The following is a 16,747-nucleotide window of genomic DNA, read 5'->3' as shown; positions in this document are numbered from 1 at the left end:
TTGACTTATGAGCGTTTGTGGAGGATTCTATGATCGTCTTCACTAGCGAAAGGGTCTGAGCAATGAAACTGCTCGTCACCGGCGGCGCCGGCTACGTCGGCAGCGTGACCAGCAGGCTACTGCTGGACGCCGGCCACGAGGTGGTCGTCCTCGACAACCTTCGCACCGGCTTCCGTGCGGCCGTCGCCCCGGACGCCACCTTCGTCGAGGCCGACATCGCCGACGCCGCGCAGGTCCTCACCCCGGACGCCGGTTTCGACGCGGTGCTGCACTTCGCCGGGCTGATCGCGGCCGGCGAGTCGATGGCCAAGCCGGAGCTGTACTGGCACGAGAACGTGGTGAAGTCGCTCGCCCTGCTGGACGCGATCCGCGCCGCCAAGGTGCCCCGGGTGATCTTCTCGTCCACCGCGGCGGTCTACGGCAACCCGGTCGAGCTGCCCATCACCGAGGCCTCGATCAAGGCCCCCACCAGCACGTACGGGTCGACGAAGCTCACCTTCGACCTGGCGCTGACCTCGGAGACGTTCGCACACGGCCTGGCCGCCGTCTCGCTGCGCTACTTCAACGTGGCCGGGGCGTACATCAACGACGGCCACGAGATCGGCGAGCGGCACGACCCGGAGACCCACCTCATCCCGATCACCCTGCAGGCCGCCGCCGGCAAGCGGGAGAAGCTGCAGCTCTTCGGTGACGACTACCCCACCATCGACGGCACCTGCGTGCGCGACTACATCCACGTCGAGGACCTGGCCCGGGCCCACCTGCTGGCGCTGGACGCGACGGTGGCCGGCGAGCACAAGATCTACAACCTGGGCAACGGCAACGGCTTCTCCAACAAGCAGGTCGTCGAGGCCGCCCGCGAGGTCACCGGCGCGGCGATCCCGGTGGAGATCGCCCCGCGCCGCGACGGCGACCCGGCGACGCTGGTCGCCTCCTCCGAGCGCGCCCGCACCGAGCTCGGCTGGGTGCCGCGGAAGAACACCCTGCAGGCGATGATCGGCGACGCCTGGACCTTCTACCGGAAGCACGTGGCATGAGCGTCACGGAGGTCTTCACGGCGGCCTACGGCGCCGAGCCGGCCGGCCTCTGGGCCGCTCCCGGCCGGGTCAACCTGATCGGCGAGCACACCGACTACAACGACGGCTTCGTGCTCCCCTTCGCCCTGCCGCAGCGGACCGTCGCGGCGGTCGGTCCGTCACCGGACGGGCGCTGGCACGTCTGCTCCACGCTCATCAACGAGCCGGTCAGCTTCGGGAAGCCGGCCCGTTCCGAGGTCACCGGCTGGGGCGCCTACGTCGCCGGCGTGGTCTGGGCGCTCCAGGAGGCCGGCTTCGAGGTCCCGCCGGTGCGCATCGCGATCGACTCGGACGTGCCGCTCGGCTCCGGTCTCTCCTCCTCCGCCGCTCTGGAATCGGCGGTGCTCACCGCGCTGGTCGACCTCGGTGGCCTGGACCTGCCGGTGGAGAAACGCCCGGCGATCGCCCAGCGCGCCGAGAACGTGTACGTCGGAGCGCCCACCGGGATCATGGACCAGTCGGCCTCGATCCGCTGCCAGGACGGCAAGGCGCTGTTCCTGGACTGCCGGTCGTACGAGGTCGAGCAGATCCCGTTCGACCTGGCCGCCGAGGGGCTGGCCATCCTGGTGATCAACAGCAACGCGCCGCACCAGCACGTCGACGGCGAGTACGGCGCACGCCGCAAGAGCTGCGAGGAGGCTGCGGCCCTGCTGGGCGTGCCGGCCCTGCGCGACGTCGCCACCGCCGACCTGCCGGCCGCGCTCGATCGCCTCGGCGACGACGTGCTGGTCCGCCGGACCCGGCACATCGTCACGGAGAACCAGCGTGTCCTGGACACCGTCGCCCTGCTGCGCGACGGCCGGGTCCGGGAGATCGGCCCGCTGCTGACCGCCTCGCACGCCTCGATGCGGGACGACTTCGAGATCACCGTGGCCCAGGTGGACGTGGCGGTGGAGGCCGCGCTGGACGCCGGCGCGTACGGCGCCCGGATGACCGGCGGCGGCTTCGGCGGCTGCGTGCTCGCCCTGATCGACGCGGACCGGGCCGACGCCACCGCCGCGGCGGTCGCCGCCGCGTACGAGAAGCACGGCTTCACCGCTCCGGCCAGCTGGGTCGCGGTGGCCGGGCCGGGCGCGACCAGGATCTAGAGGCTTTACGAGGTCCTGCGGTGGGTATGGCGCCTCCATGACCAGCGAACCGCAGGACCGCAACGTCAAGACCAACGAGCCGAACGAGTTCGGCTTCGCCGGCGGGGCCACCGCGCCCGAGCCGGAGCGCACCTCCGAGTCCCGGCTGCACGACGAGGTGGAGGCGATCGCCGTGCCGTCCGGTGACATCACCGGCGCGATCACCGAGGCGATCGACGAGATGACCGACGACGAGGGCCGGCACCGCCACTGATCAGGGGGTGGGGTAGGCCTTTCAGCCGATCACCCACAGGAGCGAGACCAGGGGCCGGGCGGCAGCCACGCGTCTATCGTGAGCGGCATGGGGGTCAGCCCACCGTATCTCTCCGATGACATCGAGCCCGGTGTTTCGATCCGCCTGGACGCCGCGGCGGACGCCGCCGTCTCTCTTCTCACTGTCCGTGGCCCCTGGGACGACAAGCTCCGGCTCACCGCCTCGGTGACACTGCGCCGATGCTTCACCGAGCATCCGGACGCGCTGATCGTGGACCTCACCGGCCTGCTCGACCCGCGTAGCGAGAGCGCACCGACCTGGGTCACCGCTCAGCACGCCGCCGCGGCCCTGATCCCGCCCGTGCCGGTGGCGCTCTGCGTGCCGCCCGACCTGCCGCTGGCGGACCGCATGCAGGGCCTGGGAGTGGGCCGGTTCCTGCCGGTGTACGCGAAGGTGCGGCAGGCCCGGGTGGCGCTGGCCGGCCGGATCCCCGGCAGCGAGCGGCTCACGGCCACGCTGACGCCGGACACCGACGCGCCGAGCGCCGCGCGCAACCTGGTCAGTGACGCCTGCCTGTCCTGGGGACTGGCGCGTCTGCTGCACCCGAGCCGGCTGGTGATGTCCGAGCTGGTGACGAACGCGGTCGAGCACGCCGGCACGGAGATCCACGTGGTGGTGACCCGGCGCGGCTCGGGCCTGCATCTGGCGGTGGCCGACGGCGATCCGGCGCTGCCGCGGCTGTTGTCGAGCCCGGCCCGCCCGCGCCCCGACCTGCCGCTCGACGAGCGGGGCCGGGGCCTGCGGACGGTGGATCAGACGGCCGCCTCCTGGGGCGCGGTGCCCGCGGAGAACGGCAAGATCGTCTGGGCGACGGTACGCAGCCCGCTTATCGGGCTTCGATGATCATGCCGGCGCCGACCGTACGGTTGGTGCCCTCGTCGATCAGGATGAAGCCACCGGTCGTCCGGTTGCGGCGGTACTCGTCCGCCAGCAGCGGCACGGTGGTCCGCAGCTTGATCCGGCCGATCTCGTTGAGCGCGAGCTCACCGGCCGACTCGTCCCGGTGCAGCGTGTTCACGTCCAGCCGGTACTGCACGCCGCGGATCACGGTCCGCGCGGTCCGGGTGGTGTGCTTGATCGTGTACTTCCCGCCGACGCGCAGCGGCGCCGACTCGTCCATCCAGCAGATCATCGCCTCGATGTCCTGCGCGACGGCCGGCGCGTTGTTCGGCCGGCAGATCATGTCACCGCGCGAGATGTCGATCTCGTCGGTCAGCCGGACCGTCACCGACATCGGCGGGAAGGCCTCCTCGACCGGCCCGTCGGCGGTGTCGATCGACGCGATCTTGCTGGTCAGGCCGGACGGCAGGACGAGCACGTCGTCGCCGGGCTTGAGGATGCCGGAGGCGACCTGACCGGCGTAACCCCGGTAGTCGGTCACGGTGGTGGACTGCGGGCGGATCACGAACTGCACCGGGAACCGGACGTCGACCAGGTTGCGGTCGCTGGCGATGTGCACGTGCTCCAGGTGGTGCAGCAGGGACGGGCCCTCGTACCACGGGCTCTTGTCCGACCGGGAGGCGATGTTGTCGCCGTTGAGCGCCGAGATCGGGATGATCGTCAGGTCCGGGGCGTCCAGCTTCGCGGCGAACGAGGTGAACTCGTCGGCGATCCGGTCGTAGACCTCCTTGTCCCAGTCGACCAGGTCCATCTTGTTCACGCAGAGCACCAGGTGCGGCACCCGCAGCAGGCTGGTCAGGAACGCGTGGCGGCGGGACTGCTCGACCAGGCCCTTGCGGGCGTCGACCAGGATCAGCGCCAGGTCGGCCGTGGAGGCGCCGGTGACCATGTTCCGGGTGTACTGGATGTGCCCCGGGGTGTCCGCGATGATGAACTTGCGGCGCGGGGTGGCGAAGTACCGGTACGCCACGTCGATCGTGATGCCCTGCTCCCGCTCGGCCCGCAGGCCGTCGGTGAGCAGCGCGAGGTTCGTGTACTCGTCGCCGCGCGACGCGCTGGCGCTCTCCACGGCCTCGAGCTGGTCCTCGAAGATCGTCTTGGTGTCGAACAGCAGCCGCCCGATGAGCGTCGACTTGCCGTCGTCCACGCTTCCGGCGGTGGCGAACCTCAGCAGGTCCATGCCACGCCCGGCGGCGGCTTCCGGCTCGAGAACTGCCTGGCTCATCAGAAGTAACCCTCTCGCTTACGGTCTTCCATCGCGGCCTCGGACACCCGGTCGTCGCCGCGGGTGGCGCCGCGCTCGGTGATCCGGGTGGCGGCGACCTCGTCGATCACCTTCTCGACGGTGTCCGCCTCGGAGAGCACCGCGGCGGTCTGCGAGGCGTCGCCGACCGTGCGGTAGCGCACCCGGCGCACCTCGGAGGTCTCGCCGTCGCGGAGCCGGATGAACTCGTTGACCGCGTAGAACATCCCGTTGCGCTCGACGACCTCGCGGTCGTGCGCGTAATAGATGCTCGGCAGCGGGATCTGCTCCTTGGCGATGTAGTGCCAGACGTCCAGCTCGGTCCAGTTGGAGAGCGGGAACACCCGGATCGACTCGCCGGGGTGGTGCCGCCCGTTGTAGAGCGACCAGAGCTCGGGCCGCTGGTTCTTCGGGTCCCACTGGCCGAAGTCGTCGCGGAAGCTGAACATCCGCTCCTTGGCCCGCGCCTTCTCCTCGTCACGGCGGGCGCCGCCGAAGAGCGCGTCGAAGCGGTACTTCTCCTGGGCGGCCAGCAGCACCGGAGTCTGGATCCGGTTGCGGGTGCCGTCCGGCAGCTCGCGGACCAGGCCGGTGTCGATCGCCTCCTGCACGCTGGCGATCACCAGGTTCAGGCCGAGCGTGGCCACCCGCCGGTCCCGGTACTCCAGGACCTCGGGGAAGTTGTGGCCGGTGTCGACGTGCATGACCGGGAACGGGATCCGCCCGGGGGCGAACGCCTTCTCCGCGAGGCGGAGCATCACGATCGAGTCCTTGCCGCCGGAGAAGAGCAGCGCTGGGCGCTCGAACTCGGCCATCACCTCCCGCATGATGAAGATGCTCTCGGCTTCGAGCGCATCCAGATGAGAGACGCGGTAGGGCTTCGTCTGGCTCATGGGCTCAGTCCCCAGACCTTTCTCCGGTGTTCACCCTGCTTGTTTGGTGCCGACTCGTCATTGTGTCGGAAGATGCTTCTGCAACGCAGCAAGCAACCGAGGAGCGAGATCCTTACGACAAACGACCAGGTCAGGTAACTTCGGGTCGCCCTGGTTGTAGGCCAGCGGGGTGCCGTCGATGCGGGACGCGTGCAGGCCGGTGGCGAGGGCCACAGCGACCGGCGCGGCCGAGTCCCACTCGTACTGGCCGCCGGCGTGCACGTACGCGTCGGCCTCACCGCTGATCACCGCGGCGATCTTCACACCGGCCGAGCCCATCGGGACCAGCTCGGCGCCGATCTCCTCGGCGAGGGCTGTCACGAACGCGGGCGGCCGGGTCCGGCTGGCCGCGATCCGGATCGCGCCGCCGGTCGCCGACTCCAGCGGCATCGGCGGGTACGCCGGGGGCTTGTCCGTCGCGAACGTCCGGTGCTGGGCCGGCATCGCCACCGCGCCGGACGCCAGGCAGGCCGGATTGGACGAGTCGGCGGTCCAGAGCGCCACGTGCACGGCCCAGTCGGTGCGGCCCTCCTCGGAGAACTCCCGGGTGCCGTCCAGCGGGTCCACGATCCAGACCCGCGAGGCGCCCAGGCGGTCCGGCCGGGCGACACCCTCCTGCCAGGCCACCCGGGAGTGCTCGTCCTCCTCGGAGAGGACGGCGTCGGCGGGCCGCCAGCGGGCGAGCTCGGTTTTCAGCAGATCGTGCGCGGCCTGGTCACCGGCGGCCTTGAGGGCTTTCGGATCCGCGTACCCGATCTCGGCACGGACCCGGAGAAGCTCCTGGCCGGCGCGGTCCGCGAGCCAGCGGGCGAAAGCCGCGTCGATGACCGGCGGCGAGCCGCCCTCGCCGGCGTCCCTCGGCCCCGCAATGCGTGCCGACGTCTTCGTCTGCTCGCCCATCGTCTCGCTCCTCCTCGGCTTTCGCCCAGTGCCGGCCCTGCTCGGCGAGCAGGCCCGGACTCAGTACGCCCCGGACGACCGCACCACCGCGGTCACGGTCCTGAGCAGGATCACCAGATCGAGGCTCAGGGACCAGTTCTCGACATAGCGCAGGTCGAGTCGGACCGCCTCCTCCCAGGAGAGGTCCGAGCGCCCGGACACCTGCCACAGACCGGTCATGCCGGGCTTGACCGCCAGCCGCCGCCGCACGTCGTCGGCGTAAGCGGCGACCTCCATCGGAAGCGGGGGCCGCGGGCCGACCAGCGACATCTGCCCCAGCAGGACGTTCAGCAACTGCGGGAGCTCGTCGAGCGAGAACCGGCGCAGCCACCGACCGACCGGGGTGACCCGCGGATCGTCGCGCATTTTGAAGAGCACACCGTCGTGCTCGTTGAGATGCCTCAGTTCGCCCAGGCGAGCCTCGGCGTCGAGGTACATGCTGCGGAACTTGAAGATCCGGAATTCTCGGCCGTCACGTCCCACGCGCACTTGGCGAAAGAGTACCGGGCCACGTGACGTGAGTCCCACGCAGAGCGCCACGCCCAGCAGCACCGGACCGGCAACGATCAGCAAGGCCAGCGCACCTAAACGATCGAACACGTCCTTGACCAGGCGCGATCCGCCGTGCAGCCGGGGATGTTCGACGTGCAGCATGGGAAGTCCATCGAACGGGCGAATCGTGGTCCGCGCACCGGCCACATCGACCAGCGCGCTGGCCACCACGAGATCGACCTCGTCACGCTCCAGCTGCCAGGCCAGCCGGCGCACCGCGGCGCCGTCCAGTTCGGGGCAGCTGAGCACCACCACGGTGTCCGCGTCGGCCTGCTCGACCGCGCTCGCCACCTCGTCGAACGTGCCGTAGACGGTCAGACCGGCGACGCCGATCCCGTCGGCGTCCGGCGGCAGGCAGGCGCCGACCACCTCGAGGCCGTGGTACCGCTCCCGGCGCAACTGCCGGGTGATTCCGATCACTGATAGCTCATGTCCGACAACGATCACCCGGCGGAGGTTCTCGCCGCGGCTGCGGGCCAGGTGCAGCCGCTTGCGCAGCAGGAACCGGAGCACGACGACGGCCGCGATGGCCCCCGGCAGCGCGACGAGCACGTAGGACCGGGCGAGATCCAGGCTCAGCGCGTACGAGACGACGGCCGCTCCCGCGATCAGCCCGACACCGCCCCGGAGCACCCGCTGGTACTCGTCGCTGCCGACGAACAGATAGCGCCGCTCGTACGCCCGGGAGACCGCGAGCACCAGCAGGAGCAGGACCGGCAGCAGCGCGGAGAAGAAGGTGTAGGCGCGGTTGTACTGCGTCACCGCGTCCCCGAAGCGGACCATGAACGTCGCCACGCCGGCGGCCACCCCGGCGGTCAGGTCGGAGACGACGAGCGACCAGACGTACCGGCGCTCCCAGAGCTGACGCCGGGACATCGCGGCGTGCCGGCCGCGGTTGCGGACGAACGGCCGGCTGGCCGGGCGGGTCGCCTGGGAGCGATTGGGCCGGTCCGACCAGTGTCGCTCGATCGCGTTGTTACGGGCCCGGGCCTCGGACGCGCTGTCAGGGACCCGCGCCTCTGATTTGTTGTCAGCGGCCCGTTTGTTGTCAGCGGCCCGCGCCTCGGCTCCGGCCGGGGGCGGGCTGAGCGGCGCCCCCGGCACCGGGATCCGGCTCCACGGTCCCGCGTTGGGGTTCTTCGGCGCCGCGGGCTCGGTGTCGGGGTTCTTCGGAGCGGCAGGCTCGGTGTCGGGATTCTTCGGTGCGGCGCACTCGGTCGACGACACGTCCTGAGACATCTTCCGCCGACCCCCCGTCACCCGATGCGTGCACCCGTGTGACCAACGGACGGATGGCGGAACGCGTCACGGTATGACAAGGCGGACAAATCGCCAGAGTGTCAGCTTCCGTGGTACTTGTTCTGCGCCCACTCGACGCCCTCGAGAACGATCGCCTCGGTGACGTCGGCTGCCCGGTCCACCAGGAAGTCCAACTCCTTGCGCTCCGCACCGGAGAAGTCGGAGAGCACGTAGTCGGCCGGATCCTGCCGGCCCGGCGGCCTCCCGATCCCGAAACGCACCCGCGCGTACTCCTTGGTCGCCAGCGATTTCGACATCGAGCGCAGTCCATTGTGACCGCCCTCGCCACCGCCCCGCTTGGCACGCACCTGTCCGAACGGCACATCCAGCTCATCATGCACCGCGATCACATTCGCCACGGGGACTTTGAAGAACTGCGACAACGCCACCACCGGAGCACCTGACAGGTTCATATAGGTCAGCGGCTTCAGGATGACCAGTTTCGGGCCACCCATGCCCAGACGGCCCTCGGCCATCTCGCCCTGCGCCCGCTTCGCCCGGCCGAACTTGCCGCCGATCCGGGACGCCAGCAGGTCGGCGACCATGAATCCGACGTTGTGCCGGTTGCCCGCGTACTCCTTGCCGGGGTTCCCCAGGCCGACCACCAGCCAGGGTGCGTCGTCGCTCACTTCGACCCTCCACTTACTGATCAGGGCACCATACGAATCAGGGGCAGATACGAATCAGGGAAAGTGCCGTGGCACTTTCCCTGATTCCTGGCTTACCGCTGCGCGCGTCAGACTTACTCCGCGGCGCTCTCGCCCTCCGCCTCGGCGGCGGCCGCGTCGTCCTCGGCCTGGGTGGTGCTCTGGGCCGCGGTGATCATCGCGAGCACCAGGTCGGCCTCGACCGCGAGCTCGGTGCCCTGCGGCAGCTTCACGTCGCCGGCGGTGAGCCGCGCGCCGGCCTCGAGACCCTCGATCGAGAGCTCCAGCTCGGACGGCAGGTGCAGCGCCTCGGCGACCACCGAGACGGTGTTCGACTCGTGCACGATCAGGGTGTTCTTGGCGGCCTCGCCGACCAGGGTCACCGGGATGTCCACCTGGATCTTCTCGCCGCGCTTCACGATGAGCAGGTCGATGTGCTCGTAGGTGTCCTTGATCGGGTCACGCTGGATCGCCTTCGGCAGGGCCAGCGTCGCGGCGGCGTTGCCCGCGATGTCGATCGTGAAAATCTGGTTGAGCCCACCGTGCCGGATGGCGGCGGCGAACTCACGGGCGGGCAGCGCGATGTGCTGCGGCTTCTCGCCGTGGCCGTAGAGAACGGCTGGCACCAGGCCGGCCCGGCGCGTGCGGCGGGCACCACCCTTGCCGAACTCGGTACGGGGCTCGGCGCTGATCTTTACCTCGGACACGGGGAAACTCCTGAAACTTCTCGATGCGGGCTGCGTCTAAGTCTGCGGCTGCGGTATCCGGCAGGACGTGCGGTGTGGCCGCCGACGGCGCTGGGACCGTCGTCGGCGCTGCCGGGCGAAGGCGCGCTGGGCACAGGCCCGGAGCACCGCGTCGATGACGGCACCTCGAGTGGACTGCGAAACCCCAGCAGACCACGAGGCACCCTCGCCGTGGCAACCGCACTAGCTTACCTGCCACGATCGCGCACCGGTCGGCGGGTCCGCCTCTGCTGGCGGCGTCTGCGTAAAAAGCACCCTGTCGCGGCAACTCGCGCCACATGAGAAAACGCCCGTCACAGACGGGCGTTCTCCGTTACCACCGGATCAGCTGAGGCCACCGAACAAAGTGGTCACCGAGCCGTCGTCGAACACCTCACGGATCGCGCGGGCCAGCAGCGGGGCGATCGACAACACAGTGATCTTGTCGAGCCGCTTCTCCGGCGAGAGCGGCAGCGTGTTCGTCACCACCAGCTCGCTGATCCGGCTGTTCTTCAGCCGCTCGGTCGCCGGGTCGGAGAGCAGCGCGTGGGTGGACGCCACGATCACGTCGGCCGCGCCCTCCTCGAAGAGGATGTCCGCCGCCTTGGTGATCGTCCCGCCGGTGTCGATCATGTCGTCGACGATCAGGCAGACCCGGCCCTCGACCTCGCCGACCACGCGGTTCGCCACCACCTGGTTCGGCTTCAGCGGGTCACGGGTCTTGTGGATGAAGGCCAGCGGGCAGCCGCCCAGCCGGTCGGTCCACCGCTCGGCGACCCGCACCCGGCCGGAGTCCGGCGCCACCACTGTCATCGGGCGGCCGGCGAACTTCTTCTGCACGTAGTCGGCCAGGATGTCCATCGCGAACAGGTGGTCCACCGGGCCGTCGAAGAAGCCCTGGATCTGCGCGGTGTGCAGGTCGACAGTGAGGATCCGGTTCGCGCCGGCGGTCTTCAGCAGGTCCGCCACCAGGCGCGCGGAGATCGGCTCCCGGCCGCGGTGCTTCTTGTCCTGCCGCGAGTACGGGTAGAACGGCAGGACCACGGTGATCCGCTTCGCCGACCCACGCTTCAACGCGTCGATCATGATCAGCGTCTCCATGACCCAGCGGTTCACGCCCTCGGTGACCGACTGGACCACGAAGGCGTCGGACCCGCGAACCGAATCCTTGAACCGGACGAAGATCTCACCATTGGCGAACTCGTACGAGTCCGACGGCGTCGGCGCGACGCCGAGCACCTGTCCGATCTCCTCCGCCAGTTCCGGGAATCCCCGGCCGGAGAAGAGCATCAAACTCTTACGGTTCTCGGCGACGATGCTGCCCATCGGCTCGCTGCTCCCGTTGATTAGGGGGTGGGTTCGCAGTGAAGTATCCCTTGCGAGAACGTAACCGCCACGTTTCACGGCCGCCGGGTGGGATGGCTCACCCCCGCTGGATCAGTCCTGCTCAGGGGTGATATCCGCAGCCCGCGCCGCGGCTTTCGCGGACACCGTCCCGGGACGGCGGCGCTCGGTCCAGCCTTCCACGTTGCGCTGCTGCGCGCGGGTCACACCGAGGGCACCCGCCGGAACATCCTTGGCGATCGCGCTGCCGGCCGCCACGTACGCGCCGGGGCCGACCGTCACCGGCGCGATGAGCACCGTGTCCGAGCCGACGAACGCGGCCTCGCCGACCGTGGTCCGGCTCTTCTTGACCCCGTCGTAGTTCGCGAAGATCGTGCCGGCGCCGATGTTGGCGCTCGCGCCGATCGACGCGTCACCCACGTACGACAGGTGCGGCACCTTCGCGCCGTCGCCCAGCTCGGCGTTCTTGGTCTCGACGAAACCGCCGACCTTCGACTTGCGCCCCAGCCGGGTGCCCGGCCGCAGGTAGGAGTACGGCCCCACGGTCGCCGCCGGCCCGATCTCCGCGCCGATCGCGTGCGTCCGCAGCACCGTGGCGCCCTCGGCGACCACCGTGTCCACCAGCGTGGTGTCCGGGCCGATCACCGCGCCGGTCGCCACCGACGTGGTGCCGGAGATCTGCGAGTTCTGGTCGACCACGGCGTCCGGCGCCAGGGTCGCTGTCACGTCGATCCAGGTGGTCGCCGGGTCCAGCAGCAGCACGCCGGAACGCATCCAGGCCTCGTTCACCCGATCGCGCATCAGCACCCGCAGCCGGGAGAGCTCGGCCCGGTCGTTGCAGCCGAGCGTCTCGTACGCGAACTCGGCGATCTCGACCGCGACCGGGTGACCCTGGCCGGCCAGGATCCCGAAGACGTCGGTGAGGTACTCCTCGCCCTGCGCGTTGTCGGTCGACAGCTTGCCCAGCGCCTCCCGCAGCAGCACCGCGTCGAACGCGTAGATCCCGGAGTTGATCTCCCGGATCCGCCGCTGCTCGTCGGTGGCGTCCTTCTGCTCGACGATCCGCTCCAGGTTGCCGTCCGCGTCCCGCACGAGCCGGCCGAGACCGGTCGGGTCGGTGACCTCGGCGCCCAGCACGGTCGCCGCGGCGCCGGCCCGCTCGTGGGTGGCGAGCAGCGCCTCGACCGTCTCCGGGCGCAGCAGCGGCACGTCGCCGCTGAGCACCACCACGGTGCCGGTCAGCTCGGGCGCCGCGTCGAGGGCGATCCGCACGGCGTGGCCGGTGCCGTTCTGCTCGGCCTGCAGGACCGGGGTGGCCTCCGGCGCGGCCTCGGCGAGGAACGCGCCGACCTGGTCGGCCTTGTGCCCGACGACGACGAGCGTGCGATCGGTGCGGATCGCGGACGCGACGGCCAGGACGTGCCCCAGCAGGGTGCGCCCGAGCAGCGGCTGAAGAACCTTGGGCGTCGCGGACTTCATCCGCTTCCCCTCACCAGCGGCGAGGACGACAACGGTACGGCTGGGGGCCTGGCTCACGCGTGAACTCCATTAGATTGCGGTGGCGTCGCGCTGGGACGGCATCCCACCCCAGCCTTGGGCACATACCACAGAAATTGCTCGGCCGCCAGGACTCGAACCCGGAAAGCTTGGACCAAAACCAAGAGTGTTGCCAATTACACCACGGCCGAATAGTGCTGGAGACAGCCTAGCGTCCCTCTCCTGGTACCGGGAAAGCGGACGAAGCCTCTCGGGCGACCGCCTGCATCACACCCTCCATCCGCCAGTACAGCAAGCGGGACCGTGGAGCCTCGATGATCAAACACCCGTGGTAGTCATCGCCGGTGTTGGCCCGGCGGGTGCGGGGGACATGCTTCTTGATCGTCGGACGGCGGAACCGATCTCGCGGAAGACCCAGCCGCGTCGACCACCATTCGGTGGCTTTGTCAGCGTCGGCGGTCTCATGGATGCTCAAGCGATACTTCAGATCGTCGGCACCATATCCCCCCAACTGGAGAAAACGCAGGAAGAGGCCACAAAGCCCCGGGTCGCTGTTGATGAATGTCAAGCGGTCATCCCTCGCCCACGGCTTCGACTTACTGCCCTCGCACCAGTAAGCCACGGCTCCCAACAGCAGCACGTCCCGATCCGAGAGAGCATCGACATCACCTGCCGCCTGCTCCCACACCTCAGCCTGACGCCGATCGCGATCCGCCCTGAACTCGTCCCATCTCCCCGCGGTCCGCTTCTTCGCCAGTTCTCGCTTTTCCCTGGCGCGGGCACTGTCGGGATCGAGCGGAATGTGCCCAACCCAGGCGAATGCCGTCGACTTCGCGACACCCAATCGTGTCGCGATGTCGTTGAGAGACCAACCATCGGTACGGAGCCTGATCGCTTCGTCTCGAAGGTGATCTTTCGCGTTGGGCCGCCGGGTCCACTCCGGCGGCTCAACACCGCGTAACCAGTCCGTCAGGGTCGCGTTGCTGACGCCGAACATCCTCATCAGCTGCGCGCGTGACAGCCCTGGATCGACCCGCAGCCGGCGCACCTCGGCGCGCATGCTGGTCATAGCGCTACCTGCTTCATGTTCAGTAGTCATGCAGCAATTCTGGCCCGCCTCGATCTCCACCTTCAAGACCCCCCGCATGCCATTCCTGTCAGGATGGCTAGGTGAAAGATCAGACGGAAAGCGCCGACCGCTCCCCGCGCGTCCGGATGCCGGCCGCTCAGCGCCGGGAGCAGCTGATCGCGATAGGACGCCAGCTCTTCGCCGAGCGCGGCTTCGACGCCACGAGCGTCGAGGAGGTGGCGGCCCGGGCGAAGGTGTCCAAGCCGGTCATCTACGAGCACTTCGGCGGCAAGGAAGGCCTGTACGCGGTGGTCGTGGACCGCGAGGTGCGGACGCTGCTCGACCGGATCGCCGCGGCGTTGACCGCGGGGCACCCCCGGGAGCTGCTGGAACAGGCGGCGCTCGCGCTGCTCGACTACATCGACGACGAGCCGCACGGGTTCCGGGTGCTGGTTCGCGAGTCGCCGGTGCTCTCCGCCTCGGGCAACTTCTCCAGCGTCATGAACGACATCGCGCACCAGGTGGAGCACATCCTCGGCGCCGAGTTCAAGAGCCGGGGCATCGACCCGAAGTTCGCCGAGCTCTACTCACAGGCGCTGGTCGGGATGGTGGCGCTGGTCGGCCAGTGGTGGCGGGAGGCGCAGCGGCCGAAGAAGGAGATGGTCGCCGCGCACCTGGTCAACCTGGCCTGGAACGGCCTGTCCCATCTGGAGACCAAGCCGGGCCTGCTGACCCGCAAGGTGCGCTGAGTCGCACCTTGCGGGGTCAACGGGACGATCAGGCGGTGCGCCCCTCGCGGACCTGACGCGGCGCGCCGGCCTGCGACTCCGGGACGACCTTGCTGTACAGGCTGATCGTGATCAGCAGCAGGCCGGCCAGGTAGGTCACGATCACGGTGGACATGCTGTAGCCCAGGAAGTTCGCGTCGGTGCGGATGGTCGCCAGCGCGTAGCTGCCGAGCACCAGCAGCGCCCAGCCCAAGTACTTGTCGATCGCGACGTCGAGGTTCTTGCCGATCGCCGCGCCGAGCAGCACCAGGCCGCCGACCACGATGTGAATGATCGAGGAGAGCATGTTGGTCTCCTGGCCGAGGACCCGGATGCCCGTCTCGTTCGCGAACGGCTCCCCGGCGGTCTGGATCGCGCCCAGGACGCCGAAGACCACGAGGTAGGCGCCGGCGATGAAGCCAGCCACCCGGTAGATCGGCCGCAGGGGATGGTTGACCGGAATGTGCGAGGCCATACTGTCCGTCCGTCTCCAAGGTCAGGTGTAGTCGTACCGATTCTCGCGTATCGGTGACAAGGGCGCAGGCACACCCCCCGGATCAGCTATCCCCCACCTTTTCCGCGAGTTCGAGCCACTCCATCTCGGCCTGGTCCTTCTCGTCCCGGACGGCCTTCAGCTGCGCCTCGAACTCCACGATCTTCTCGTAGTCGCTGCCGTGCTCGGCCAGCTTTTCGTTGATCTTGGATTCCTTCTCGGCCAGCTTGTCCATCTGGCGTTCCAGCCGGGAAAGATCCTTGCGAGCCTGGCGCAACTCACCCGCGGAGAGGCCAGTCGCGGCCGGAGCCGCTTGCGGTTCCTTCCCGGGTACGGCCGGAGCGCCCGGCTGTGTCACCCGGTCGAGGTATTCGTCGATACCACCCGGAAGGTGCACGAGGCGACCGTCGCCGAACATCCCGTAGACCTGGTCGGTCACCCGCTCCACCAGGTAACGGTCGTGGCTGGCCACCACCATCGTGCCCGGCCAGGAGTCGAGCAGGTCCTCCAGCGAGGCCAGGGTGTCGGTGTCCAGGTCGTTCGTCGGCTCGTCGAGCAGCAGCACGTTCGGCTCGGTGGCGAGCAGGCGCAGCATCTGCAGGCGCCGGCGCTCACCACCGGAGAGGTCGCTGACCGGCGTCCAGATCCGCTTGTCGGTGAAGCCGAACACCTCGGCGAGCTGACCGGCGGAGAGCTCCCGGTCGCCCAGTTTCACCCGCTTGGCGACCTCCTCCACCGCCTCCAGCAGGCGCAGGTGCCCGGGCAGCTCCTTGAGCTCCTGGGAGAGGAACGCGGGACGAACCGTCGAGCCGGTGACCAGACGCCCGCCGTCCGGCTTGGTGACGCCCGCCAGCAACCGCAGCAGCGTCGTCTTGCCCGCGCCGTTGGCGCCCAGGATGGCGATCCGGTCACCCGGGCCGACCTGGAACGTGAGGTTCTTGAAGATCGGCTTCGGGCCGGCGTTGAGCTCGACCTGTTCCAGGTCGTAGACCTGCTTGCCGAGCCGGGTGGTGGCCAGGCGCTGCAGGCTGACCGTGTCCCGCACCGGCGGGACGTCGGCGATCAGCTCGTTCGCCGCGTCGATCCGGAATTTCGGCTTCGAGGTGCGGGCCGGCGGGCCCCGGCGCAGCCAGGCGATCTCCTTGCGGAGCAGGTTCTGCCGGCGGGCCTCGATCGAGGCGGCGACCCGCTGCCGCTCGGCGCGAGCCAGCGTCCAGGCGGCGTAACCACCCTCGTACGTGTACACCTGCTCGTCCACGACCTCCCAGGTCGCGGTGCAGACCTCGTCGAGGAACCACCGGTCGTGGGTGACCACGAGCAGCGCGCCGCGCCGGGTGAGCAGGTGCTTGGCGAGCCAGTCGACACCCGCCACGTCGAGGTGGTTGGTGGGCTCGTCGAGGATCAGCAGGTCGCTGTCGCGGACCAGCAGCGCGGCGAGGGCGACCCGGCGGCGCTCGCCGCCGGACATCGGCCCGACCGGGGTGTCCAGACCGAGGTAGCCCATGCCGAGCCCGTCCAGGATCGTGCGGACCCCGGCGTCGCCGGCCCACTCGTGCTCGGCGCCCATGCCCTCGGCGAGCCAGGCGGTGCCGAGCACGACGTCACGCACGGTGAGGTCGGCGTCGAGGGCGAGGTTCTGCGGCAGCGTCGCGACCCGCAGGTCACGCCGGTGGGTGACCCGGCCGGAGTCCGGATCCTCGATCTTCGCGATCAGGCGCAGGAGGGTGGACTTGCCCGCGCCGTTGAGGCCGACGATGCCGATGCGGGCATCGTCGTCCAGGCCGAGAGAAACGTCGGTGAGCAGCTGACCGGCGGCGCCGTAACCCTTGTTGACCCGGTCCAGGTTGATGATGTTGGCCACGA

Annotated in this window: 16 protein-coding genes and 1 tRNA gene; 5 read left to right on the top strand and 12 right to left on the bottom strand. The window is 69.5% G+C overall.

Features of this window, described 5'->3' with window-relative positions; translation table 11 throughout:
- Positions 1-62: 62 nt before the first annotated feature.
- The 4 genes from galE to AB0F72_RS27040 all read left to right on the top strand — a co-directional run bounded on the left by galE (position 63) and on the right by AB0F72_RS27040 (position 3,320).
- Positions 63-1,037, top strand: a complete 975-nt coding sequence (gene galE, locus AB0F72_RS27055) for a UDP-glucose 4-epimerase GalE (protein WP_360436401.1) — start codon at positions 63-65, stop codon at positions 1,035-1,037.
- Positions 1,034-2,164, top strand: coding sequence for a galactokinase (gene galK / locus AB0F72_RS27050; RefSeq protein WP_360436399.1), 1,131 nt, complete (start codon positions 1,034-1,036; stop codon positions 2,162-2,164). Before galE ends, galK begins: the two co-directional genes overlap by 4 nt.
- A 37-nt stretch (positions 2,165-2,201) precedes the next feature.
- Positions 2,202-2,417 (top strand): hypothetical protein, encoded by a 216-nt coding sequence (locus AB0F72_RS27045; RefSeq protein ID WP_360436397.1) that lies wholly within the window; start codon positions 2,202-2,204, stop codon positions 2,415-2,417.
- 87 nt (positions 2,418-2,504) lie between these two features.
- Positions 2,505-3,320: an ATP-binding protein gene (locus AB0F72_RS27040; RefSeq protein WP_360436395.1), complete on the top strand. Its 816-nt coding sequence runs from the start codon at positions 2,505-2,507 to the stop codon at positions 3,318-3,320.
- Here the strand turns inward: AB0F72_RS27040 and cysN are convergent.
- From cysN to AB0F72_RS26990, 10 genes are all read right to left on the bottom strand, one after another.
- A complete protein-coding gene (gene cysN / locus AB0F72_RS27035; protein WP_360436393.1) occupies positions 3,304-4,602 on the bottom strand; it encodes a sulfate adenylyltransferase subunit CysN in 1,299 nt (432 codons plus the stop codon). The two genes, AB0F72_RS27040 and cysN, sit on opposite strands and share 17 nt — an antisense overlap.
- Positions 4,602-5,513 (bottom strand): sulfate adenylyltransferase subunit CysD, encoded by a 912-nt coding sequence (cysD, locus tag AB0F72_RS27030; protein ID WP_360436391.1) that lies wholly within the window; start codon positions 5,511-5,513, stop codon positions 4,602-4,604. Before cysD ends, cysN begins: the two co-directional genes overlap by 1 nt.
- 57 nt (positions 5,514-5,570) lie before the next feature.
- Positions 5,571-6,452 carry a 3'(2'),5'-bisphosphate nucleotidase CysQ gene (locus AB0F72_RS27025; RefSeq protein WP_360436389.1) on the bottom strand — a complete coding sequence of 294 codons (882 nt, stop codon included), beginning with the start codon at positions 6,450-6,452 and terminating at the stop codon, positions 5,571-5,573.
- 60 nt (positions 6,453-6,512) lie between these two features.
- On the bottom strand, positions 6,513-8,282 hold the full coding sequence (locus AB0F72_RS27020) for an exopolysaccharide biosynthesis polyprenyl glycosylphosphotransferase (RefSeq protein WP_360436387.1): 1,770 nt from the start codon (positions 8,280-8,282) through the stop codon (positions 6,513-6,515).
- A gap of 101 nt (positions 8,283-8,383) precedes the next feature.
- Positions 8,384-8,971 (bottom strand): aminoacyl-tRNA hydrolase, encoded by a 588-nt coding sequence (gene pth / locus AB0F72_RS27015; protein WP_360436385.1) that lies wholly within the window; start codon positions 8,969-8,971, stop codon positions 8,384-8,386.
- Between the two features lie 113 nt (positions 8,972-9,084).
- Positions 9,085-9,696 carry a 50S ribosomal protein L25/general stress protein Ctc gene (locus AB0F72_RS27010; RefSeq protein ID WP_360436383.1) on the bottom strand — a complete coding sequence of 204 codons (612 nt, stop codon included), beginning with the start codon at positions 9,694-9,696 and terminating at the stop codon, positions 9,085-9,087.
- Between the two features lie 363 nt (positions 9,697-10,059).
- Complete coding sequence (locus AB0F72_RS27005) at positions 10,060-11,040, bottom strand: ribose-phosphate diphosphokinase (RefSeq protein WP_014447606.1); 981 nt, start codon at positions 11,038-11,040, stop codon at positions 10,060-10,062.
- Positions 11,041-11,151: 111 nt separating this feature from the next.
- Positions 11,152-12,594 (bottom strand): bifunctional UDP-N-acetylglucosamine diphosphorylase/glucosamine-1-phosphate N-acetyltransferase GlmU, encoded by a 1,443-nt coding sequence (gene glmU / locus AB0F72_RS27000; protein ID WP_360436381.1) that lies wholly within the window; start codon positions 12,592-12,594, stop codon positions 11,152-11,154.
- A gap of 80 nt (positions 12,595-12,674) precedes the next feature.
- Positions 12,675-12,746: transfer RNA gene (locus tag AB0F72_RS26995), tRNA-Gln, on the bottom strand.
- 17 nt (positions 12,747-12,763) lie between these two features.
- Positions 12,764-13,654 carry a resolvase gene (locus tag AB0F72_RS26990; protein WP_360436380.1) on the bottom strand — a complete coding sequence of 297 codons (891 nt, stop codon included), beginning with the start codon at positions 13,652-13,654 and terminating at the stop codon, positions 12,764-12,766.
- Positions 13,655-13,770: 116 nt separating this feature from the next.
- On the opposite strand from AB0F72_RS26990, the gene AB0F72_RS26985 reads away from it, so the two are divergent.
- The gene (locus AB0F72_RS26985) at positions 13,771-14,373 is read left to right on the top strand and encodes a TetR/AcrR family transcriptional regulator (protein ID WP_360436546.1); all 603 of its coding nucleotides are present in this window, start codon (positions 13,771-13,773) and stop codon (positions 14,371-14,373) included.
- 28 nt (positions 14,374-14,401) lie between these two features.
- Here the strand turns inward: AB0F72_RS26985 and AB0F72_RS26980 are convergent, their stop codons facing one another.
- Positions 14,402-14,866, bottom strand: a complete 465-nt coding sequence (locus AB0F72_RS26980) for a DUF4383 domain-containing protein (RefSeq protein WP_360436378.1) — start codon at positions 14,864-14,866, stop codon at positions 14,402-14,404.
- 82 nt (positions 14,867-14,948) lie between these two features.
- The gene (locus AB0F72_RS26975; RefSeq protein WP_360436376.1) at positions 14,949-16,745 is read right to left on the bottom strand and encodes an ABC-F family ATP-binding cassette domain-containing protein; all 1,797 of its coding nucleotides are present in this window, start codon (positions 16,743-16,745) and stop codon (positions 14,949-14,951) included.
- Positions 16,746-16,747: the final 2 nt, after the last annotated feature.

Origin of the sequence: Actinoplanes sp. NPDC023936, assembly GCF_040639325.1 — a bacterium.
Classification (GTDB): Bacteria; Actinomycetota; Actinomycetes; order Mycobacteriales; family Micromonosporaceae; genus Actinoplanes.
Note: the sequence above shows the minus strand (reverse complement) of the source record. Positions and strands in the feature narration are given on the sequence as shown.